Annotated in this window: 23 protein-coding genes and 1 pseudogene; 8 read left to right on the forward strand and 16 right to left on the reverse strand. The window is 65.8% G+C overall.

Annotated elements, in window-relative coordinates; genetic code table 11:
• Positions 1–71: 71 nt before the first annotated feature.
• From CQY20_RS28935 to CQY20_RS28970, 8 genes are all read right to left on the reverse strand, one after another.
• Positions 72–335, reverse strand: coding sequence for a hypothetical protein (locus tag CQY20_RS28935; RefSeq protein WP_097944013.1), 264 nt, complete (start codon positions 333–335; stop codon positions 72–74).
• Between the two features lie 603 nt (positions 336–938).
• Positions 939–2129: an elongation factor Tu gene (gene tuf / locus CQY20_RS28940; RefSeq protein ID WP_097944015.1), complete on the reverse strand. Its 1191-nt coding sequence runs from the start codon at positions 2127–2129 to the stop codon at positions 939–941.
• 173 nt (positions 2130–2302) lie between these two features.
• On the reverse strand, positions 2303–4408 hold the full coding sequence (gene fusA / locus CQY20_RS28945; RefSeq protein WP_097944017.1) for an elongation factor G: 2106 nt from the start codon (positions 4406–4408) through the stop codon (positions 2303–2305).
• 69 nt (positions 4409–4477) lie between these two features.
• Positions 4478–4948, reverse strand: coding sequence for a 30S ribosomal protein S7 (rpsG, locus tag CQY20_RS28950; protein ID WP_097944018.1), 471 nt, complete (start codon positions 4946–4948; stop codon positions 4478–4480).
• Complete coding sequence (gene rpsL / locus CQY20_RS28955; RefSeq protein WP_003886828.1) at positions 4948–5322, reverse strand: 30S ribosomal protein S12; 375 nt, start codon at positions 5320–5322, stop codon at positions 4948–4950. The genes rpsG and rpsL overlap by 1 nt, the downstream gene beginning before the upstream one ends.
• Before the next feature lie 292 nt (positions 5323–5614).
• Positions 5615–6211 carry a TetR/AcrR family transcriptional regulator gene (locus CQY20_RS28960; protein ID WP_097944020.1) on the reverse strand — a complete coding sequence of 199 codons (597 nt, stop codon included), beginning with the start codon at positions 6209–6211 and terminating at the stop codon, positions 5615–5617.
• A gap of 35 nt (positions 6212–6246) precedes the next feature.
• Positions 6247–6780, reverse strand: a complete 534-nt coding sequence (locus CQY20_RS28965) for a DUF3558 domain-containing protein (RefSeq protein ID WP_097944022.1) — start codon at positions 6778–6780, stop codon at positions 6247–6249.
• Between the two features lie 2 nt (positions 6781–6782).
• On the reverse strand, positions 6783–7343 hold the full coding sequence (locus CQY20_RS28970; RefSeq protein ID WP_097944024.1) for a DUF3558 domain-containing protein: 561 nt from the start codon (positions 7341–7343) through the stop codon (positions 6783–6785).
• 121 nt (positions 7344–7464) lie between these two features.
• Between CQY20_RS28970 and CQY20_RS28975 the strand changes: the two genes are divergently transcribed.
• The 4 genes and pseudogenes from CQY20_RS28975 to CQY20_RS36255 all read left to right on the forward strand — a co-directional run.
• Positions 7465–7851 carry a DUF3060 domain-containing protein gene (locus CQY20_RS28975; protein ID WP_097944026.1) on the forward strand — a complete coding sequence of 129 codons (387 nt, stop codon included), beginning with the start codon at positions 7465–7467 and terminating at the stop codon, positions 7849–7851.
• A 46-nt stretch (positions 7852–7897) separates the two neighbouring features.
• Positions 7898–8299, forward strand: coding sequence for a DUF3060 domain-containing protein (locus CQY20_RS28980; RefSeq protein WP_097944028.1), 402 nt, complete (start codon positions 7898–7900; stop codon positions 8297–8299).
• Between the two features lie 29 nt (positions 8300–8328).
• Positions 8329–8949 carry a TetR/AcrR family transcriptional regulator gene (locus tag CQY20_RS28985; RefSeq protein ID WP_097944030.1) on the forward strand — a complete coding sequence of 207 codons (621 nt, stop codon included), beginning with the start codon at positions 8329–8331 and terminating at the stop codon, positions 8947–8949.
• Between the two features lie 336 nt (positions 8950–9285).
• A pseudogene (locus CQY20_RS36255) lies at positions 9286–9618 on the forward strand (glycosyltransferase); the annotation flags it as partial.
• A gap of 132 nt (positions 9619–9750) precedes the next feature.
• Here the strand turns inward: CQY20_RS36255 and CQY20_RS28995 are convergent.
• The 4 genes from CQY20_RS28995 to CQY20_RS29010 all read right to left on the reverse strand — a co-directional run bounded on the left by CQY20_RS28995 (position 9751) and on the right by CQY20_RS29010 (position 13907).
• Positions 9751–10509 carry a crotonase/enoyl-CoA hydratase family protein gene (locus CQY20_RS28995; protein WP_174814681.1) on the reverse strand — a complete coding sequence of 253 codons (759 nt, stop codon included), beginning with the start codon at positions 10507–10509 and terminating at the stop codon, positions 9751–9753.
• A complete protein-coding gene (locus CQY20_RS29000) occupies positions 10506–11237 on the reverse strand; it encodes a PaaX family transcriptional regulator C-terminal domain-containing protein (protein ID WP_097944034.1) in 732 nt (243 codons plus the stop codon). The genes CQY20_RS28995 and CQY20_RS29000 overlap by 4 nt, the downstream gene beginning before the upstream one ends.
• Positions 11238–11239: 2 nt before the next feature.
• Complete coding sequence (locus CQY20_RS29005; protein WP_097944036.1) at positions 11240–12178, reverse strand: crotonase/enoyl-CoA hydratase family protein; 939 nt, start codon at positions 12176–12178, stop codon at positions 11240–11242.
• A 100-nt stretch (positions 12179–12278) separates the two neighbouring features.
• On the reverse strand, positions 12279–13907 hold the full coding sequence (locus CQY20_RS29010; RefSeq protein ID WP_097944038.1) for an acyl-CoA dehydrogenase family protein: 1629 nt from the start codon (positions 13905–13907) through the stop codon (positions 12279–12281).
• A gap of 199 nt (positions 13908–14106) precedes the next feature.
• Here CQY20_RS29010 and CQY20_RS29015 point away from each other — a divergent pair, with 199 nt between their 5' ends.
• Positions 14107–14601, forward strand: coding sequence for a hypothetical protein (locus CQY20_RS29015; RefSeq protein ID WP_097944040.1), 495 nt, complete (start codon positions 14107–14109; stop codon positions 14599–14601).
• 13 nt (positions 14602–14614) lie between these two features.
• Here CQY20_RS29015 and CQY20_RS29020 read toward each other — a convergent pair whose 3' ends face one another.
• The 4 genes from CQY20_RS29020 to CQY20_RS29035 all read right to left on the reverse strand — a co-directional run bounded on the left by CQY20_RS29020 (position 14615) and on the right by CQY20_RS29035 (position 17750).
• Entirely contained in the window at positions 14615–15133 is a 519-nt protein-coding gene (locus CQY20_RS29020; RefSeq protein WP_234816466.1) for a hypothetical protein, read from the reverse strand.
• Positions 15069–16304: a phosphatase PAP2 family protein gene (locus tag CQY20_RS29025; protein ID WP_234816467.1), complete on the reverse strand. Its 1236-nt coding sequence runs from the start codon at positions 16302–16304 to the stop codon at positions 15069–15071. Before CQY20_RS29025 ends, CQY20_RS29020 begins: the two co-directional genes overlap by 65 nt.
• A 66-nt stretch (positions 16305–16370) precedes the next feature.
• Entirely contained in the window at positions 16371–17123 is a 753-nt protein-coding gene (locus tag CQY20_RS29030; protein WP_097944044.1) for a deoxyribonuclease IV, read from the reverse strand.
• Positions 17124–17168: 45 nt separating this feature from the next.
• Positions 17169–17750: a TetR/AcrR family transcriptional regulator gene (locus CQY20_RS29035; protein WP_097944046.1), complete on the reverse strand. Its 582-nt coding sequence runs from the start codon at positions 17748–17750 to the stop codon at positions 17169–17171.
• A 195-nt stretch (positions 17751–17945) separates the two neighbouring features.
• On the opposite strand from CQY20_RS29035, the gene CQY20_RS29040 reads away from it, so the two are divergent.
• The 3 genes from CQY20_RS29040 to CQY20_RS29045 are packed head-to-tail and all read left to right on the forward strand — an operon-like array spanning position 17946 to position 19903.
• Complete coding sequence (locus CQY20_RS29040; RefSeq protein WP_234816468.1) at positions 17946–18629, forward strand: zinc-dependent alcohol dehydrogenase family protein; 684 nt, start codon at positions 17946–17948, stop codon at positions 18627–18629.
• Complete coding sequence (locus tag CQY20_RS35730) at positions 18614–18925, forward strand: zinc-binding dehydrogenase (RefSeq protein ID WP_234816469.1); 312 nt, start codon at positions 18614–18616, stop codon at positions 18923–18925. The genes CQY20_RS29040 and CQY20_RS35730 overlap by 16 nt, the downstream gene beginning before the upstream one ends.
• Before the next feature lie 30 nt (positions 18926–18955).
• Positions 18956–19903 carry an NmrA family NAD(P)-binding protein gene (locus CQY20_RS29045; RefSeq protein ID WP_234816470.1) on the forward strand — a complete coding sequence of 316 codons (948 nt, stop codon included), beginning with the start codon at positions 18956–18958 and terminating at the stop codon, positions 19901–19903.
• The last annotated feature ends 162 nt before the right edge of the window (positions 19904–20065 follow it).

A 20065-nucleotide genomic window follows, 5' to 3' on the forward strand; every position in this document is an offset into this window, starting at 1 on the left:
ACCACGCCGACCGCCACATCGGCAGCCTCAATGAAGAATGGCCACCCCGCGGTCGTCATCCACAGAGACGGTCAACAGCCGCCCAGCCCGAACTGCGGGCGAAATACGTTGCCTTCGAGGATGTTGATCTGGGTCGCGTTGCCGTTGCCGGACGGCAGGAGAATCGATAAGGCGTCGGCGTCCGGGACGCCGATTTCTGCCGCCAATCCGATGCATGCGAAGGCCCCACCGACCGCGGCCGTGCGCACCACCAGCGACTGCTGCGTTCGGGGCGCGCGATGTGCACCGCCCCGCTTGCCCTCGGCGCGATGCGCGGCAGTGTTTTTCGACGCCATCTGTTCCCACCCTCAGATGAAAGCTGTGTAAACCTTAAGTTGCGACACGTGACACTAATTCTTTGCTAGATATGGTGTCAAGCATCGCAGCCGTATCGTCAGATACCGGGACGGATCCTTTTAGCGAAGGTTGATCTTGGCCGATGACAAAAACGCTGGTGAGTTGGGATCAGCGGACTGTATGTGTTTGAACAGGCAAAATTTGCGTTTTCAGGACTGTGAAATGCGCAAAGGGTTTAGCCGGTAATCACCAGATGCGTTAGATGGCAACTGTACAGTAACTGGAGTTAGGACACATCGTAGGTCTTTGCATGATTTCAACAATTAGCTGTTTCAAGATCTGGTAGTGTGCTATGCCCGCTGTTTGCGTGTGCCCTCAGCCCGTTCTCAGGCTGGATCATGGGTGCGCGGAAGCGCGCACGGAAACATCCAGCGCGCCGCGTCGCACCAGATCGTGGCGGTCGCCGAGATCGACGAAATGGCGCGATCTACCCGTACTTTCCCGCCCGTTTGTCGGTTTGGGCGAAACGGGGTGGTGGCTGAAACGCAAAGTGGCGCCCACCCTTTCGGATGAGCGCCACTTTGGCGTGTTAGATCAGAACATCACTTGATGATCTTGGTGACCCGGCCGGCGCCGACGGTACGGCCGCCCTCGCGGATCGCGAAGCGCAGACCCTCGTCCATGGCGACGGGCTGGATCAGCTTCACCGAGATGTCGGTGTTGTCACCGGGCATCACCATCTCGGTGCCCTCCGGCAGCGTCACCACACCGGTCACGTCGGTGGTGCGGAAGTAGAACTGCGGACGGTAGTTGTTGAAGAACGGCGTGTGCCGGCCGCCCTCGTCCTTGGACAGGATGTAGACCTGGCCTTCGAACTCGGTGTGCGGGGTGATGGTGCCGGGCTTGGTCACGACCTGACCGCGCTCGACATCCTCGCGCTTCACACCGCGCAGCAGCAGACCGACGTTGTCACCGGCCTGGCCCTGGTCGAGCAGCTTGCGGAACATCTCCACGCCAGTGACGGTGGTCTTGGTGGTCTCCGGACGAATGCCGACGATCTCGACGTCCTCGTTCACGTTGATCACGCCGCGTTCGATACGACCGGTGACCACGGTGCCGCGGCCGGTGATCGTGAAGACGTCCTCGACGGGCATCAGGAACGGCTTGTCGGTCTCGCGGACCGGATCCGGGATGGACTCGTCGACCGCGTCCATCAGCTCCTCGATGCTCTTGACCCACTTCTCGTCGCCCTCAAGCGCTTTCAGCGCCGAGACGCGGATGACCGGGGCGTCCTCGTCGAACTCCTGGGCGGCCAGCAGCTCGCGGACCTCCATCTCGACGAGCTCGATGAGCTCCTCGTCCTCCACCGCGTCGGCCTTGTTCAGCGCCACCAGGATGTAGGGGACGCCGACCTGACGGGCCAGCAGCACGTGCTCACGAGTCTGCGGCATCGGGCCGTCCGTCGCTGCGACCACCAGGATCGCGCCGTCCATCTGGGCGGCACCGGTGATCATGTTCTTGATGTAGTCAGCGTGGCCGGGAGCGTCGACGTGCGCGTAGTGACGCTTCTCCGTCTGGTACTCCACGTGGGAGATGTTGATGGTAATGCCGCGCTGGCGCTCCTCAGGCGCGTTGTCGATCTGTTCGAACGCCGACGCCTCGTTCAAATCGGGGAACTTGTCGTGCAGAACCTTGGTGATAGCTGCGGTCAGCGTGGTCTTGCCGTGGTCAACGTGACCGATGGTCCCGATGTTGACGTGCGGCTTCGTCCGCTCGAACTTCGCCTTCGCCACTTCTTTGTCCTCCTGGACTGTGTTGGTGCTTGTTGTAAAGCAGGTGGGTTGATCTTTGCAGTTGTGTGGTCTCGCGAAACCAGCGGGTCAGAATTACTGTCCCGTCGCCTTCGCCCGGCCCATTCGCTCGACTCCGGGCCAGCTCCGGGCCTCGGGCTGTCGCCCTCGTGTCCTCACTGTCCCGTCGCCTTCGCGATGATCTCCTTCGACACCTGTGCCGGAACCTCGGCGTAGGAATCGAACACCATGGAGTAGTTCGCCCGGCCCTGGGTCTTCGACCGGAGGTCGCCGACATAACCGAACATCTCCGACAGCGGCACCAGCGCCTTGACGACGCGTGCGCCACTCCGCTCCTCCATGGCCTGGATCTGACCACGGCGGGAGTTCAGGTCGCCGATCACTTCACCCATGTAGTCCTCGGGCGTGGTGACCTCGACAGCCATGATCGGCTCCAGGATTACCGGTTGCGCTTGCGCCGCAGCCTTTTTCAGCGCCTGGGAGCCGGCGATCTTGAACGCCATTTCCGACGAGTCGACGTCGTGATACTGACCGTCGAGCAGCGTGACCTTCAGATTCACCAGCGGGTAGCCAGCCAGCACGCCGTACTGCATGGCGTCCTGGCAGCCGGCATCCACCGACGGGATGTACTCGCGCGGGATGCGGCCGCCGGTGACCTTGTTCTCGAACTCGTAGGTCGCACCGTCCTCGCCGACGAACGGCTCGACGTTGATGACGACCTTCGCGAACTGGCCCGAGCCACCCGTCTGCTTCTTGTGGGTGTACTCGACGTTCTGGACGGCGCGCCGGATGGTCTCCTTATAGGCCACCTGGGGCTTGCCGACGTTCGCTTCGACCTTGAACTCGCGACGCATGCGGTCCACCAGGATGTCCAGGTGCAACTCACCCATGCCGCCGATCACGGTTTGACCGGTCTCCTGATCCAGGTGCACCTTGAAGGTCGGATCCTCCTCGGCGAGCTTCTGGATCGACAGCGACAGCTTCTCCTGGTCGCTCTTGGTCTTCGGCTCGATGGCCACCTCGATAACGGGATCGGGGAAGGTCATCGACTCGAGCACGACCTGGTCGTTCACGTCGCTCAAGGTGTCGCCGGTGGTGGTGTCCTTCAGGCCGATCACCGCGTAGATGTGGCCCGCGGACGCCCGCTCCACCGGGTTCTCCTTGTTGGAGTGCATCTGGAACAGCTTGCCCAGCCGCTCCTTCTTGCCCTTGGTGGCGTTGATGACCTGGTGGCCGGATTCGATGGTCCCGGAGTACACGCGGATATAGGTGAGCTTGCCGAAGAACGGGTGCGAGGCGACCTTGAACGCCAGCGCGGCGAACGGCTCGTCGATGCTCGCGTGCCGGATGACCTCTTCGTCCTCCTGGCCCGGCCGATGACCGACGGCCGGCGGCATATCCAGCGGCGACGGCAGGTAGTCGACGACTGCGTCGAGCATCGGCTGCACGCCCTTGTTCTTGAACGCGCTGCCGCACAGCACCGGGTAGATCTCCGAGGCGATCGTCAGCTTGCGGATCGCACCCTTGATCTCCTCGACGGTCAGTTCCTCACCGCCCAGGTACTTCTCCAGCAGTTCCTCGTCGGACTCGGCGACCGTCTCGAGCAGCTTGGTGCGGTACTCCTCGGCCTTCTCGGCCAGCTCGGCCGGGATCTCGACGGTGTCGTAGGTCTCGCCCAGCTTCGTCTCGCCGCGCCAGACCTTGGCGTTCATCTCGACCAGGTCGACGACGCCCTCGAACTCGCTCTCCGCGCCGATCGGCAGCTGGATCGGCACCGCGTTGGCGCCGAGCCGCTCCCCCATCGTGCGCACGGAGAAGTAGAAGTCCGCACCGATCTTGTCCATCTTGTTGACGAAGCAGATGCGCGGCACGTCGTACTTGTCGGCCTGCCGCCAGACCTGCTCGGACTGCGGCTCCACACCCTCCTTGCCGTCGAACACGGCAACGGCACCGTCGAGCACGCGCAGGTTGCGCTCCACCTCGACGGTGAAGTCGACGTGCCCGGGGGTGTCGATGATGTTGAGCTGGTGGTCCTTCCAGAAGGTCGTTGTCGCAGCCGAGGTAATGGTGATACCCCGCTCCTGCTCCTGCTCCATCCAGTCCATCGTGGCGGCGCCATCGTGGACCTCACCGATCTTGTAGTTGATACCGGTGTAGTAGAGGATGCGTTCAGTTGTCGTGGTCTTGCCGGCATCAATGTGGGCCATGATGCCGAAATTGCGGACCTTCCTCAGGTCGGTTAGCACGTCCTTCTGTGCCACAAGAAGTCTTCTCTTTCGCTCGCGTGTATTAGCTGTCAGTCACTGCCGGCAACGCTGCCGCGGCAGCGCTCACCAGCGGTAGTGTGCGAAGGCTCGGTTCGCCTCGGCCATCTTGTGGGTGTCCTCACGCCGCTTGACGGAGGCGCCCAGGCCATTGCTGGCGTCGAGGATCTCGTTCGCCAGGCGCTCGACCATCGTCTTCTCCCGGCGCTGCCGCGAGAAGCTCACCAGCCAACGCAGGGCCAGCGTGGTGGAACGATCGGGGCGCACCTCGACGGGAACCTGGTAGGTCGCACCGCCGACACGGCGGCTGCGGACCTCAAGAGCGGGCTTGACGTTGTCGAGAGCGCGCTTGAGGGTGACGACCGGATCGGTACCGGTCTTCTCACGAGCCTGTTCGAGCGCACCATATACAATGCGCTCGGCCAGCGATTTCTTCCCTTTCAGGAGAACTTTGTTGACCAGCTGGGTCACCAGCTGCGACCCGTAAACGGGATCGTTGACCAACGGACGCTTGGGTGCGGGCCCCTTGCGCGGCATCAGCTCTTCTCCTTCTTGGCGCCGTAACGGCTGCGTGCTTGCTTGCGGTTCTTGACGCCCTGGGTGTCGAGCGAGCCGCGGATGATCTTGTAGCGCACACCGGGCAGGTCCTTCACACGGCCGCCACGCACCAGGACCATCGAGTGCTCCTGCAGGTTGTGGCCCTCGCCCGGGATGTAAGCGGTGACCTCCACCTGGCTGGTCAGCTTGACGCGTGCCACCTTGCGAAGTGCCGAGTTCGGCTTCTTCGGGGTGGTGGTGTACACGCGGGTGCACACGCCACGGCGCTGCGGGCTGCCCTTGAGGGCCGCGGTCTTAACCTTGGCGGCCTTGTCATGGCGGCCCTTGCGGACCAGCTGCTGAATGGTTGGCATCTACCGGCTTTCTGTGTTGCGCTTGTTCTGTTGGTTCTTAAGTCTCTGTACTGCTGTTTTGTCCCGATCGCTTACCCCGCGACCGGGAGTGTCGCAGGCGGTCGCACCGAAATAGTTGGCGATCCAATTTCCGATGCTCACGACACGCGAATTGGCCCGGCGTGCGGCAACCGCCTACTGCCAGGCACGGCCGTCCACGATACCAGGGCAGAGCACATCGCTCCAAACCCGCGACCGAGCACCTTCCCGCAGGTCAATGCCTACGGAGGTGCTGAGCCCTTCAGCGCCTCACTCAACGCCTTTCCATGCCGGCCGCCAGCCGCATCACCATGTCACTGAACACAGTATCGGTATCGGCGATCCCGTTCATCACCCCGGTCATCTCCAGCAGCACGAACCCGTGCATCGCCGACCAGAACTCCAGGGCCGCGTAGAACGCCTCCTCGCCGTCCAGCCCGTATGACCCCAGCACCGCGATGACCGGCGCGGCCGCCTCACGGGTGGCCTCGGTGAATTCGGGATCGTCGCCACCCAACGGCATCCGGGTGAACGCCGAATAGCGCCCGGGGTGGTGATGGGCGTAGCTGCGGTAGGCGCTGGCCATCGCCATCACGGCATCGTCTCGGGTGCGGCCCTGCCCGACGGTGGTCAGCATGTCGATGATGTCCTTGACGACCCGCATCCGCACCGTGCGGCGCAGGTCGTCGAGGCTCTCGACGTGGTTGTACAGCGACGGGCCCTTGGTGCCCAGCTGGGTGGCCAGCGCGTTGATCGTCAGCGCATCCCAGCCCTCGCGGTCGAGGAATGTCAGCGCCGCGTTGACGATCGACTCCCGGCTCAGCTTGGCCGGTCGCCGACCGGAGGATTGAACTGCGGGCCGGGTCGCCATATGCGAAAAACTAACACCTCTAGTTTGTGTTGACCTCAGTTGACACGGTCCTGGCTGAGTTGGGCGAGCTGCTCGGTGATGCCGCACAGATCCGGCAGCATGGCCGGGTTCATCGTCTGGATCGACCACGTGATGACGTCGCTGCCCTTGGACACATAGATGCTGCACGCGTTTGCGTCGAACGCCTTGAACCCCTTGTTCCCCTCGAAGTTGAGTTCGGTCAGCGTGCGGCCGGCCCGCGTCTCGAGCATCCTCTCGGTGTCCAGGTCGCTGCCGCGGTACCACCACGTCGAGATGCCCATGCCCGCCCCGAACGACCCGAGCATGGTGTTCTCCTGCCAGAAGCACCCGGCGTCGCTGTCCACGACCTTGGTGAACATCCCGTTGCCTGCGGCCTTGGCGACGTCGGCGTCGGTGACGCCATTGCACTCGCCGCTCTTGAATCCCCCGTCCGGCCGTGCGGCGGGGGTCTGTGTGGCGGCCGGCGGCAGCTGTTCGTGGCCGCCGCAGCCGGCAACCACCATGGCGACGCCGAGCAGGGCCGCTGCGCAGAGTTTCCCGACGACCATGGTCACATCTCCGACGACAGCGTCGCCGCCAACAGCTTCTCGGCGTCCGTGCAGCTATCGACGTCGGTCTTCCCGCGGTATTGGACCCACCAGCTCACCACCCCGGAGCCGGCCGCCGCGGTCGCGCTGCAGGCCGCGCCGTTGGTGTCGCGGCGGGCCAGGAACGCCTGGTGGCGCTCGATGTCCTTGTCGGTGATCTGCGCGCCGCGTTCCGCGGCCAGTGCGCGCTCGCGTTCCAGACTTCCCGATTCGAACCAGCTGTAGACGACGTCGATCATGGTGCCCGGCTCCGCGCCAGGGCCGGGTTTCACGTCGCGCTCCAACACGTATTGGCAGACGGCTCCGCTGTAGGGCCGCACCACGTTCTGAGCGCCAAGCATCTCCTCGATCGAACTGTCTTCCAGCAACCCGCACCGGTCGTCGACATAGCCGAAGCTGCGTTCCGGGTCGGGCACGGCGGGACCGGCTCGACGCGCCGTCCCTTCCACGGTCTGCGAGCACCCTGAAATGGCCACCACCGCTGTGACCGCCGCGGCAGCAACCGCTTTGAAACGCCGACGCATTGCTCCACACGCTACCGAGCGGCGTGAGGCGCCGCGAGTCCTTCCGCCCAGCCCGCCCGACCTGTGAAGGGACTGACCAACTGCTGCCATCGTTTGCGCCCAGGACGTACGCTCTACAGCCATGACCGGTGGGGGATGGACAGTGCTGAGTCGCTTTTGTGCCGCGTGCGCGGTGGCGGTGCCGGCCGCGCTGGCGCTGGGCGTGCCCACAGCACAGGCGAAAAACGGCGACACGCATATCACCTCGATCGGCTCCACTCAGACGATCGACTGCAACCAGGCCACGCTGTTCGTCAACGGCTCGGGTAACACCATCAACGCGCTCGGCAGCTGTTGGGCCGTGACGGTGCAGGGCTCGTCGAACACGATCGTGGCCGACAACGTGGTCAACGACATCACGGTCTACGGCTTCGACCAGAGGGTCTTCTACAAGAGCGGCGAACCGATCGTGTGGGACCGCGGCCGAGAACTGGGTATGACGAACTGGATCGACCGCGTTCCGGCGTGAGAGCCTGAATTGTCGTCGGGTTCGCACTAATTCGAGGAGTACGCGCATGCAGATGCCCGTATTGATCGGTGTCACCGCATCGGCTGCGATGATCGGGCTGGCCGGTTGCGGTTCGGAGAGCAGCGACACCGGCAGTCCGACGGCGACGGTCGGATCCGAGGGCGGCCAGGTCGAGATCGGCAACACCATCAACTACGGGTCGGTCGGTACGACGACCGAGCTTGACTGCGCCGACGGCAAGTCCCTCAACATCGGCGGCAACAACAACAAACTCACCGTCAAGGGGACGTGCGCCAACGCCAACATCGGCGGCGCGGACAACACGGTCACGATGGAGCGCGTCGACAAGGAACTCAGCGTCGTCGGGTTCAACAACACCATCACCTACAAAGACGGCGACCCCAAGATCAACGACACCGGCTCGGGAAACAAGATCAACAAGGGCTGACTTCCTGGCGGCATTTGGTGTCCATAGGTATGGACACCAAAGAGCGGAAGTACGACATGAGCACGCGCGCGCAGGCGAAAAGCGCCACGCGCGACGCGATCGTCCAAGCCGCGATCGACACCTTCATGGCCGAACGATCGTTTGCGGTCACGCTGCCTGCGATCGCCTCGCGGGCGAATGTGACCGTCAAGACGATCCTGCGCCACTTCGGCAGCCGCGATGCCCTGATCGAGGCGGCATGGTCGCGGGCCTTCGCCGATGTGGTGGCCGAACGCAGGCCGCCGCGGAACGACCCGCCGGGTGCCGTGCGGGTGCTCCTCGCGCATTACGAACGGCTGGGCGAGATGGTGCTGGCGATCCTCGCCGACGAGAACGAGCCTCGCGCGGCGCAGATGAACAGGAAGGGCCGGGCCACCCACCGGCAATGGGTGGAGGACGCCTTCGCCGGTCGGCTTCCCGATGACACCGATCTGCGTTCTCGCGTTGGCGACGTCCTCGTCGTCGCCACCGACGTCTACTGCTGGAAGCTGCTGCGGTTTGATCGCGGCCTATCCGTCGACGATGTACACGACCGGATGCTGCTGATGGTGGAGTCGCTATTGGCAGGCGCCGCAACGAATGTCGGCGGAGCCGGGCGGGAAGCGTCGTGAAGATTCTGTTCGTCATTGTCGACGGCGGCGGCAACCTACCACCGCAGTTGGCCGTCGCCCGTGCGCTGCAGGCCCGCGGCGCCGACGTTCATGTCCTCGGCCATCACGGTATCGGCGACCGTGTCCGCGCTGCCGGGTTGCCATTCGAACCCTTCACGGCGGGAAGGGCTTTCGACCCAACCGTGCAGCGCCCCTGCTGGCGACGATGGCGAGCTTCGCCCGGGTGGCCGCGGACCCGACCCTGGGCCGGTGCGCCGTCGACGCGCCGCGACGCCTGCCGCCGTGCCGCGCGTTCTGGTGAGCCTGAGCACGAATGCCTTTGCGGGGCAGCGCCGAATGCTGCAGAACATCCTCGACGCGCTCGCGCCGCTGGCCGTCGAGGTGACGGTGACGGTCGGGCCCGGCATCGACGCAACAGGCCTTCGGGTGCCTCCGAATGCCTGCCTACACGCTTGGCTGGACCACGACGAGGTGCTCGCGACCGCGTCGCTGGTGGTGGGCCACGGCGGGCACAGCACGGCGATGCGGGCGTTGTCGTTCGGAGTGCCGCAGGTCGTCATGCCTACCAACCCGATGATCGACCAGAAACAGGTCGGGGCGTCGTTGGCGCGCGCAGGCGCGGGCATCCTGTTGACGAAACACACACGGCCGCAGCGCATCCGGTCGGCCGTGTCGACCCTGCTGCGCGAGCCGTCCTACCGGCAGGCGGCCGCCCGGCTCGGCGAGCAGATCCGGCAGCACGACGGCGCGCAGGTGGCCGCCCGACGCCATCGAGGAGTTCGTCGGCAAGCGGCAATTGGTTTAGGCAGGGGCGCCGTGGCGGCCCGCGCCCTCGGCGAAACGCTGTGCGCCGGCCAGCGACTCGTCTTTGACGCGCGCGATGCTGGCGAATTCGAACTCCATGGCCTCGGATTCGGACTTGCCCCACTGGTTGAGCGCAGACAACCGATCGGCCCGCATGCACTGCTGCGGCAGCGCGGCGAGCTCGGCGGCGAGCTCCTCGGCCTTCTCCCGCGCCGCACCCTTCGGCACGACACGGTTGGCGAGGCCGATCTCGAGCGCCTCGTCGGCCTGCACGGCGCGGCCGGTCAAAATCAGGTCCATCGCCCGGCTTTCGCCGATCAGCCGCGGCAGACGCACGGTGCCGCCGTCGATGAGCGGGACACCCCAACGTCGGCAGAACACCCCCATCACGGCGTCCTCTTCGACCACCCGCAGGTCACACCACAACGCGAGTTCGAGGCCACCGGCGACCGCGTAGCCGCTGATCGCCGCAATCACCGGTTTGGACAGGGCCATTCGGGTCGGGCCCATGGGCCCAGGGCCGGTGCGGTGCACGGGGTTGGCGTCCGGTGTGCCGAACGCCTTCAGGTCGGCTCCGGCGCAGAAGGTTCCGTTGTCGCCCCACAGCACTGCGACCGACGCCGAGTCGTCCTTGTCGAATTCGTCGAAGGCGGCGAACAATTCGGCGGCGGTCGGCCCGTTGACCGCATTGCGCGCCTCGGGCCGGTTCATGATGACCGTTGTGACCGCACCGCTGCGTTCGACTCTCACGCTCATGTCGCCTCCATCAGTTGTGGTTCGTTTCGTCGGGCCACCAGTTCGGCTGCGAAGTGCGCATAGGCCTCTCGCAGCGCGCCGCCTGGCCAGTCGTCGGGCAGTAGTTCGGCGGGCAGGACGGGGTCGGTCAGCAGGTGGCGGACGATGCCCGCCGCCACAACGAATCGCCCAGGGATGTCGCCGGCTTCCGCCATATCGTCGAGCAGTTGTCTGCCGGTGCGCGCCCACTCCGGCAGATCCCAGAGTTGCGCGGCCAGTGCTGGGGAGTCCTCGTCATAGCTGCGCAGCACCCGCACCCGCGACAGGACCTCGTCGGGCAGCGTGACCTTCAAGTTGTCGGGCCGCAGCCACACGCCCTCGCGCAGTTCGCCGAACCTGTTTTGCTGCAGTGTGGTTCGCAGGTTCGCGCGAACACGGGCGTCGACGCCCACGCTGGTGATCACCAGCGTCGTCCAACTGCCGTCCCACGGCCGCAGTTGCGGGTTGATGGCGTCGTCCTGGCGCCGCTGCCGGGCCAGCAGCCGGTCGGAGAGCCGATACCCGTCTTCGGAACGCACCAGGTCGCCGGCGCTGACCATCCTTGTCAGCGCGACCCGCAGCGTGGGCTCCTTGATGTCGAAATCGGCTGTCAGCCGGACTAATTCGGCAGCGGTTGCCCACGCCGGATGCGCGCCGAGCAGTACGCTCAGCACCACCGATCGGGCGGTCATCCGGTTGAGCGTGGCCATCGTTACACCCCTGAGGTCTTGCGGCCTGCGTCGCCGAACGGTTCGTCACGGCTCTTCACGGCCTCGCGAAAGCCCCGGTCGCGGGCCTCGGCGACAAACGCGTGACCCTCCGGTGTGTGCCGGGCGATGCCGTCGAAGACGGTGCTGACCATCCTGCTGGTCGCCACGCCCTGTTGCAGCAGCGCGCTGTTGAGCGCCAGCTTGGCCATGATGAGCTGGTTGACCGGCATCGCCGCGATGCGCTCGACGAGGCGTTCGGTGCGCTCGTCCAGGTCGGCGGGGTCGGGCGCCTCCACGGCCAGGCCCCACTCCGCGGCCTGCGCGCCGCTGATGCAATCCCCGGTGAACAGAAGGCGTTTCGCGCGCTGGTCGCCGAGGCGATGCGCCCACAGGCCGGCCGCGGGCACACCCCATACCCGCATCGGCGGATAGCCGATCTTGGCGTCGGCTGCGGCGATGATCTGGTCGGCGTGCAACGCGATGTCCGTGCCGCCTGCCACGCAATAGCCGTGAATCTTGACGACCGTGGGCTTGTCGCAGTGCATCAGGCTGGAGAAGCCGCGAACGAAGCGGCTCATCATCTGGTAGTCGATCATGGGATCCCACGGCCGATCCGGCAGATGGTTGATGGCCTGGGTCTTGCCGGACAGCACCGTGCCCTCGTACGGGCTGCCGCCGCCGGCCGACGACGAGCCCTCGGCGTAAGCGGACAAGTCGAAGCCCGCGCAGAAGCCCTCGCCGCGGCCGGACACCAGGATCACGTGCACGTTGGGATCAAGGTCGGCCCGTTCGACGAGCGCCGACAGCTCCAGCGGGGTGTCCGCGATGATCGCGTTGCCTTTTTCGGGGCGATTGAACGTGATTCGCGCGATCCGATCAGTGACCTCGTAGGTCATCGTCTTGAGGTTGTCGAAGTCGACGGGCCTGATCGCGTGCGTCATCCAGCCTCCCCTTTCCTGCGCCGTTTCCTGCGCGAGCAGACGCTAAGGTCCGCTATATCCTGGGCTTTTGCGGGCACTAGCGTCTGCTCGCCGATGAAAATCACCCTTTGACCATGGCGCGTTCGAGGATCGGAGCGACGTCCAGCCCCGTCGGCATGGTGCCGTATGCGCCGCCCCACTGACCGCCCAACCGGGTGGCCAGGAATGCCTCGGCCACCGCCGGATGCCCGTGCCGCACCAGCAGAGAGCCCTGCAGCGCGAGGGTGATGTCCTCGGCGATCTTGCGGGCCCGGTACTGGATGGTCTCCAGGTCGTCCAGCTGCGGCTTGAGCCCGTCGACATGGGCATCCAGCCGAGGGTCCTGCCCGGCGGTCTTGGCGAGCTCGTCGAACAGCACATCCACGCATTCGGGCCGAGTCGCCATGGCCCGCAACGTATCCAGCGCACTGACGTTGCCCGATCCTTCCCAGATGCCCATCAGCGGCGCCTCGCGATAGAGCCGCGGCATGCCGGAGTCCTCGACGTAGCCGTTGCCGCCGAGGCATTCCATCGCCTCGGCGGCATGTCCCGGCGACCTCTTGCACACCCAGTACTTCGCGGCGGCAAGGCCGATGCGGCGCAGCAGGGTTTCCCGCTCGTCACCGCGCACCGCCGCGTCGGTGGCGCCGGCCATCCGCATCGCGACGATGGTGGCGGCTTCAGCCTCGATCGCGAGGTCGGCGAGCACGTTGCGCATCAGAGGTTGGTCAATCAGGTAGGCGCCGAAGGCCTTTCGATGCTGGGCGTGATGAATGGCGTGGGTGAGCCCGGTGCGCATGCTGGTCGCGCTGCCCAGCGTGCAGTCCAGCCGGGTCAGGTTGACCATCTCGATGATGGTGGGCACGCCGCGGCCCTCTTCACCAACCAACCACGCTGTGGCGCCGTCGTATTCGACCTCCGATGAGGCGTTGGCGTGATTGCCGAGCTTGTCCTTCAAACGCTGCAGGAACATCCGGTTGCGGGTGCCGTCGGGAAGCACACGCGGAAGGAAGAAGCACGACAGCCCGCCAGGCGCCTGCGCCAGCACCAGGAAGATGTCGCACATCGGCGCCGAGGTGAACCACTTGTGCCCGGTCAGGCTGTAGCTGCCGTCGGCGTTCGGGGTGGCCTGCGTGGTGCCCGCGCGCACGTCGGATCCGCCCTGCTTCTCCGTCATCGACATGCCCGCGGTGATTCCGAGTTTGGTGGTCGGAATCTTCAGCTCGGGGTCGTAGACGCGGCTCGTCAGCAGCGGTTCGTAGGTATCGGCGAGCTCTTTGTTGTAGCGCAGCGCAGGAACGACCGCGTACGTCATCGAGATAGGACAGATGTGGCCGGGCTCGGGCGTCCACACCGACGTCTTGGCGGCGCGGACGACGTGGGCGCCCGGCCGATCGTCGGCCCACGGTGCGGCGTGCAACCCGTGGCCGATCGCGACCCCCATCAGCTCGTGGTAGGCGGGGTCGTATTCGACCTCGTCGATGCGGTGGCCGTAGCGGTCGTGGGTGTGCAGCACGGGGCGGTTGCGATCGGCGAGCTCGCCCCACCGTTGGGCCTGCGCGCTGCCCGAGAGCGCCCCGAGTTCGGTGACTTCGTCGAGCCCCCACTCGCCGCCCTCGCGGATCAGCGCCTCGGTCAACACCGGCGAGGTGGCGGGGTTGTGGTTCTGAAGCGGCGGAACCTGGTTGGTGACGACGTGCGTGTCTGGCATGCCATCGATATTACAGTTTTGCGACAGCTGCACAATAGTCGTAATGCTGCGGATGGGCCGAGCAGCTTTGCCGCAACGTCTCACCAATTGAATGCATGGCCAAAGCATAGGGAAACACCCGATTTTTCCTGGCTGTTTGCAGGCATAGGTTCGACGGACGGCAATCGCGGGTCGCGTTCGGAGGTGTCCTATGTCCCCCATGTCTCTGAAGACCGTCGCCGTCCGGTCATTCGCAGCAGCCTTTGTCTCAGCGGCAAGCCTTACCGCGGCAGGACCCGCCCACGCGGATCCAGTCGCGCCGTTCCCGCTCGCGCCGAACGACTGCGACTGGATCATCTTCAACACCGACGACGTGATTCAGCAGGACAACGGTCTGCAGGTGCACGTCTCCTGGGCGGGTATGGACGGCGGCGGCACCGGAAGCTACCGCGGCGCACAGGGATACGACTGGTCTGGGCCTGTTGACGGCGGAATTGTGAAGGGCACCAACAACCTGGATTTCACCATCGCGTTCCATGAACAGGCTGGGCCCTACAACCAAGGCCCTTCCCCGCATGCGCCGACAAACCACTACACCGGCACGATCGACAACGAAACTTCCGCGCACGGCACGACTGTCAACGACAGCGGCGTCTCCAATGCGTGGACGATGGCCGGCGACTTCAGGTGCATCGCGCGCGCTCCTGCTTCTTAACCGCGATGCGGTATCACTTGCAGAGGTCGGCGACCTTCGTGCGGCCCTCCTCGCCGGCGGTCAGCCGCGCGGCCTGTTGCGGGTCGTCGTTGGTGGCCCCGGCGAGAGCGTTGATGCCGATGTCCTGCAAGATGTTCGCGAAGGAGCGAACGGCGTCGGCGAGGTCCGGTGGCGTCTGGTCGTCGATGCGGCCCAGCAGGTACTCGCCGCCGCCGATCAGCGACAGCCGGGCGTTGCTGGCCACCGCGGTCGACGCCACGGGATCGGGCCCCAGATCGGCGTGCGTCTGCAACTGCACCGCCGCGCTGACGGTGTTGAACGCGTCGCACACCCGCTGTTTGGATTCGGCCGTCGGCTGCGGAGTCTCCTCGGTCTTCGGCCAGGCCATCACCATGGCCCACGCCGCGACGCCGATTGCTGCCAAGGCGATGACGAGCGACAGCACGGCCACCCAGTTGGCCCCTCCGTCACCGGATTTCGCCGGAGACGGTGGGTGCTGGGGAAGTCGCTGGGTCGCTTCGCTGTCGGCCATTCCGGAATCGTAGCGGCAGCAATGCCCGCAGTTCGCCAGGCGCCCGGCGGCCAGGCAGCACGACGGTCTCCGCGATCTCGGTGTCGGCAGGCTCTGTGTGATCGGGGTCGCCGCGTTTGCGTTTGCGTCTGCGTCTGGCCAAGAGTTTGGGGACTGCGATGACGACCGCGGCGAGCGCCCAGCCGAGCAGGATGTCGATGACGTAGTGCTCAGCCGTGTACACCAGCGTGAACGCCATGATGAGCACGTAGGCGACCAGGACCGGTCGCCATCCGCGGCGCACCCGGTTCCACAGGAACGCCGCGATCGCGGCGGTCATCCCGGCGTGCAGAGACGGGATCGCGGCGACGAGGTTGACGCTGGCCTGACCGGCGTCGAGAAGCGCGGTCGCCGAGTGGAGGTTGAGGTTGCCCCAGCCGCGTCCGACGATCCGCTCCACCCACATGTTGGCGCCGTCCTGGTTGTTCTGCATAGCGCCGAGCAGGCCGCCGTCGGGCACGCCACGCGCGGAGCGGAACATGCAGCGCGGGTTGGCCGGTCCGCCGTCGACATCGGCGGGCGTGCAGCGAGCCGCGGCCCACGGTGGCGCCGCGGGCACCAGCGCGTAGATCACCAGGCCGGCGAACGACAGCCCGACGAACAGCTTGGCGAACCTCTTCCATTCCTCGCGGTTGCGCAGCCACAGCACGGCTGCCACCACATACGGAAGGATGAAAAACGACATGTAGACGCAGCTGAGCACCACTTCCCACCACGGCGGGTGGGCCTGCTTCAACTGCTCCTGCAGCCACACCGTCGGCACGACGCCGAAGAACATCGCGCGGTCGACGTCGGCCGGCCACTGCCACAGCGTCGGGCGTCCGACGATATCGGCCGCGCCCCGGCTCAGGTCGTAGGCCAGCAGCACAAGGGCAAACGGCAGCCAGTCGCGGATGACGTAGAGCATCCGGCGGCCCTGACCGATGCTGGCGGCCAGCAGGCCGGTCGCGATGTAGAGCAGGAGAAGCTCGCGATTGAAGGCGAAGCCGTCGGTGACGGTCCGATAGATGATGACGACGGCCCACACGACGACGGCAACCCAACGTACGACCCGGAGCCACCGACCACGGGTCGGGACGGGGCCGTGGACGGCGCGCGTCGCCGCAATTGGCGCCTCGTCAATCGCGGACACGCTGAGCAGCCTAGTTAACCGCCGCGCTGCCGCACGTTTGAGGCCCGTTCGGTTATCGACCCGTTATCACCCGACGCGTTCGCGCAGGAAGGCGATGTCGTCCTTGCGGCCCTCGTCGGCGGTCTCGCAGATGACCGGAGCGTTGGCGGCCTTCACCACGGCCACCAGCAGTTCGGGGTCGATCTGGCCGGTGCCGAAGTTGGCGTGCCGGTCGGCGCCGGAGCCGGCCGCGTCCCGCGAGTCGTTGCAGTGCACCAGGTCGATGCGGCCGGTGATGCCCTTGATGCGGTCGACGGCATCGACCAACGCTTCTCCGGCCGCCCACGCGTGGCAGGTGTCCAGGCAGAAGCCGATGCCGGTGTCGCCGATGTGCTCCCACAGCCTGGCGATGGTGTCGAAATGGCGTGCCATCGCGTGGTCGCCGCCTGCGGTGTTCTCCAGGTAGACGGACACGTCGGTCTCGAGGTACTTGAGCGCCTTGACCCAGCGCTCGAAACCGGCCTCCATGTCGTTGTCGTCGGCGTGGCCGCCGTGCACGATGACCGCGGTGGCGTTGATCTCCGAGGCGGCGTCGCAGGTGTCCTGCAGGATCTTGCGGGACGGGATGCGAACGCGGTTGTTCGCCGACGCGACGTTGATCAGGTACGGCGCATGCACATAGAGCGGCATGCTCGACGCCTTCAGCGTCTCGGCGTCCTCACGCGGCTTGGGCTTCTTCCAGCTCTGCGGGTTGCCGAGGAAGAACTGCACAACATCGGCGCCGTCGGCTTCGGCCGCCGCGAGGGGGTCGTCTTGGTGAACGTGCGATCCGATGAGCACGCCGTCGAGTCTAGGCGGGCAGGGCGACATCATCGACCGTGCATGTCAACGGCGCTTGCGGGTGGCAGCGTCGATCAGTTGCGCGGCCGCCGAGCGCGCGTGCACCACGGCGGCGGTGTCGTTGAGCGAGGTCGCCAGCGCCGTCGCGCCTTCGAACAACACCAGCAGCTGATTGCCCAGCGTGTAGGGGTCCTCGGCGCCGGCCTCCTGGGCCACCGCGACGAGCCGCTCGCCGAACCGCCGCTTGTGAGCGCGAACGAGTGCGTCGACGTTTACCCAGCTTCCCGCCGATTCGACCGCGGCGTTGTGGAAGGGACAGCCGCGGAAGCGGTCCATCGGCGGAGCCTCGAAGATCGCCAGCAGGCGCTCGCGGGGCGACAACTCGACCCGGTCCAGCGGACGCTCCATCGGTGTGCCCGTCTCGTCGAGCGCCCGCAGGTAGTTCTCGACGAGCTCGGCCTTACTGGAGAAGTGTTGGTAGAGCGTGCGTTTCGACACGTTGGCCTGCTCGATGATGGTCTCGACGCCGGTGGCGTTGATGCCGTTGCGATAGAAGAGCTTTGCGGCCGTCGACGCCAGACGCTCCCGCGCACCCCTGCCGCCGCGCCGTGCCGTTTGCTCGGTCATGGCCATAGTATACCGACCGGTATCCTACGGTGGACGAGCGTTCTTGGCGCCGAACGTGCAATTCTTGCGAAGTTTCGCGGAATATCTCGCAATTTATGCACGTTCGACGAGGAGCCGGGGCCGGGTTGATCGCACACGACAATCCGGCTACGGTCGGTACACCGATCGGTTTACCTCGTTTCGGCAGGAGGACCCATGCAGCATCTCGTGTTGACCCAGTTCGGCAGCCCGGACACCGCCGTGGAACTGGCTGACAGCCCTCAACCATCGCCGGCCGCCGGCCAGGTACGGGTCCGAATCGAGGCCGCCGCGATCAACCCCTCGGACCTGTTGCTCATCGAAGGCAAGTACCTGATACGCCCGAAGTTGCCCGCGACCGTCGGCGCAGAAGGCGTCGGCGTCGTGGAAGAGGCCGGCCCGGACGTCGACCGAACCATCGTCGGCATGCGTGTGATCCTGCTTTCGACATATGAATACGGCACCTGGTCACAGCACGTTGTGGTGGCTGAGCGTGATGTCGTCGCGGTGCCTGACGCCGATCCGCAGCAGCTGGCGATGCTGACGATCAACCCAGCGACCGCGCATCTGCTGCTGGAGCAGGCCGACCTCACCGTCGGCGACTGGGTCGGACAGACGGCGGCGAATTCGGCTGTCGGCCGCCTCGTCGTCGCGCTTGCGAAGCGGCGCGGGCTGAAGACGCTCAACGTCGTGCGGCGCGAGGATGCCGCTGCCGACATCCGCGACGCGGGCGGCGACGTCGTCCTCGTCAGCGGTCCCGACCTCGCCGCCGACATCACCCGCGCGCTCGACGGCGATGAGTTGAGCCTGGTCATTGACCCGTTGGGCGGCGATCTGTCTGCCCCTTGCTCGACGCCTTGAAATTCCGCGGCAAGGCCGTCATGTACGGCTCGTTGACCGGTGCGCCGTCGGGTCCGTCGGCGGCGCACCTCTTCGCGAAAGAGATTCGCTACACGGGCTTTTGGCTCGGTAACTGGTTCTTCCGGGCGCCGCGGCGGGAAGTGGGCGACACCCTGTCCTACCTGGCCCGGCTAGTTAGCGACGGCGAGCTGTCGGTGCCGGTGGAGGCGACCTATCGCCTAGAGGACTACCAGAAGGCGCTCGCGCACGCGCAGACAACACAGCGCGGCGGCAAGGTGCTGTTCACCTTCGACTGAGCGAAGGACACCAAAACACAAGGAGCATATGTGGATTCACAAGTGGAAGCCGACGGCCCGATCCTGGTGACCGGTGCGACGGGGCGGCACGGTAACACGGGCGAGCACCTGGTGCGACGACTGCGCGACGCGGGCCGCGCGGTAAGGGTGTTGGCGCGCACGGTTTCTGAGCGCACCGAGCGGCTGGCCGCGCTGGGCGCCGAGATCGCGGTGGGCGATTTGCACGACCGCCGCAGTCTGGTGCCCGCGCTCGCCGACGTCGATCTGGCGTACTTCACCTATCCGATCGACGCGGGCGTCGTGTCCGCCGCGACCAATTACGCCTCGGCCGTCCAGCAGGTCGGGCGTCGGCCGAGAACGGTTGTGATGTCGATGGGTCCGGCTCATCCGGATCATCCGAGCGAACTCGGGCGCGCCCAGTGGCTGGCCGAGCAGGTTCTGGAATGGGCAGGCCTGGACCTGACGATCCTGCGAGTCGTCGCGCTGTTTCACGAGAACATCGCCGTACTGCACGCTCGTGATGTCCGCGAACGCGGGCTCATCCGTAACTCCTTCGGCGAGAACGGCGTTCCGTGGATCAACGGCGCCGACGCCGCGGAGCTGGGCCTGGCCGCACTGCTGCATCCCGCGCGCTTCCCCGAAACCATCCACTACGCCAACGGGACCGAGGAGTTCAGCCACGTCGATATCGCCGGGTTGCTCACCGAGCTCACCGGCGACGCTGTCCGCTTTGAGTCCATCACGAAGGATCAGTGGCGCGACGATCTGTTGTCGCTGTCGCAAACCGACGATGTGGTCAATCCCGCGATGGCCCAGCACATCTCGGCCGTGGGCGAGACGGTGGCCAAGAGCGGTCGCTCGCTCGCAGCGGACCGCGCTGCATTCGAGGCGCTGACCGGCCGCGAACCCGTCACCATGCGCGAGTTCCTCCACGCGAACCTCGACAAGTTCACGACCCACCAGCGCCAACCCGCCTAACAGAACCCCGCGCCGCTGCCTCACGAGCAGACGCTTGTGCCCGCAAAACCCCAGGCGATTTCAGGCAGTGGATGCAACAGCGGGTTGAACTACCCCAGGTTTTGTTCCTACTCGGTTGCGAGTGCCGGGGTTGGCTGGCTCGCGGGGTGTGAGGTGCCGGTG

Source organism: Mycolicibacterium agri, from assembly GCF_002553505.1.
Lineage (GTDB): Bacteria > Actinomycetota > Actinomycetes > Mycobacteriales > Mycobacteriaceae > Mycobacterium > Mycobacterium agri.

Coding starts and splice junctions, on each gene's coding strand:
- CQY20_RS28935 (WP_097944013.1), bottom strand. CDS start 335: ATGGCGTCGAAAAACACTGCCGCGCATCGCGCCGAGGGCAAGCGGGGC.
- CQY20_RS29005 (WP_097944036.1), bottom strand. CDS start 12,178: ATGACGCACGCGATCAGGCCCGTCGACTTCGACAACCTCAAGACGATG.
- CQY20_RS28965 (WP_097944022.1), bottom strand. CDS start 6,780: ATGGTCGTCGGGAAACTCTGCGCAGCGGCCCTGCTCGGCGTCGCCATG.
- CQY20_RS29040 (WP_234816468.1), top strand. CDS start 17,946: ATGCAGCATCTCGTGTTGACCCAGTTCGGCAGCCCGGACACCGCCGTG.
- CQY20_RS28985 (WP_097944030.1), top strand. CDS start 8,329: ATGGACACCAAAGAGCGGAAGTACGACATGAGCACGCGCGCGCAGGCG.
- CQY20_RS29035 (WP_097944046.1), bottom strand. CDS start 17,750: ATGACCGAGCAAACGGCACGGCGCGGCGGCAGGGGTGCGCGGGAGCGT.
- CQY20_RS29000 (WP_097944034.1), bottom strand. CDS start 11,237: ATGGCCACGCTCAACCGGATGACCGCCCGATCGGTGGTGCTGAGCGTA.
- CQY20_RS29020 (WP_234816466.1), bottom strand. CDS start 15,133: ATGGCCGACAGCGAAGCGACCCAGCGACTTCCCCAGCACCCACCGTCT.
- CQY20_RS28970 (WP_097944024.1), bottom strand. CDS start 7,343: ATGCGTCGGCGTTTCAAAGCGGTTGCTGCCGCGGCGGTCACAGCGGTG.
- CQY20_RS29010 (WP_097944038.1), bottom strand. CDS start 13,907: ATGCCAGACACGCACGTCGTCACCAACCAGGTTCCGCCGCTTCAGAAC.
- CQY20_RS28960 (WP_097944020.1), bottom strand. CDS start 6,211: ATGGCGACCCGGCCCGCAGTTCAATCCTCCGGTCGGCGACCGGCCAAG.
- rpsG (WP_097944018.1), bottom strand. CDS start 4,948: ATGCCGCGCAAGGGGCCCGCACCCAAGCGTCCGTTGGTCAACGATCCC.
- CQY20_RS29015 (WP_097944040.1), top strand. CDS start 14,107: ATGTCTCTGAAGACCGTCGCCGTCCGGTCATTCGCAGCAGCCTTTGTC.
- CQY20_RS28980 (WP_097944028.1), top strand. CDS start 7,898: ATGCAGATGCCCGTATTGATCGGTGTCACCGCATCGGCTGCGATGATC.
- CQY20_RS28975 (WP_097944026.1), top strand. CDS start 7,465: ATGACCGGTGGGGGATGGACAGTGCTGAGTCGCTTTTGTGCCGCGTGC.
- CQY20_RS28995 (WP_174814681.1), bottom strand. CDS start 10,509: ATGAGCGTGAGAGTCGAACGCAGCGGTGCGGTCACAACGGTCATCATG.
- rpsL (WP_003886828.1), bottom strand. CDS start 5,322: ATGCCAACCATTCAGCAGCTGGTCCGCAAGGGCCGCCATGACAAGGCC.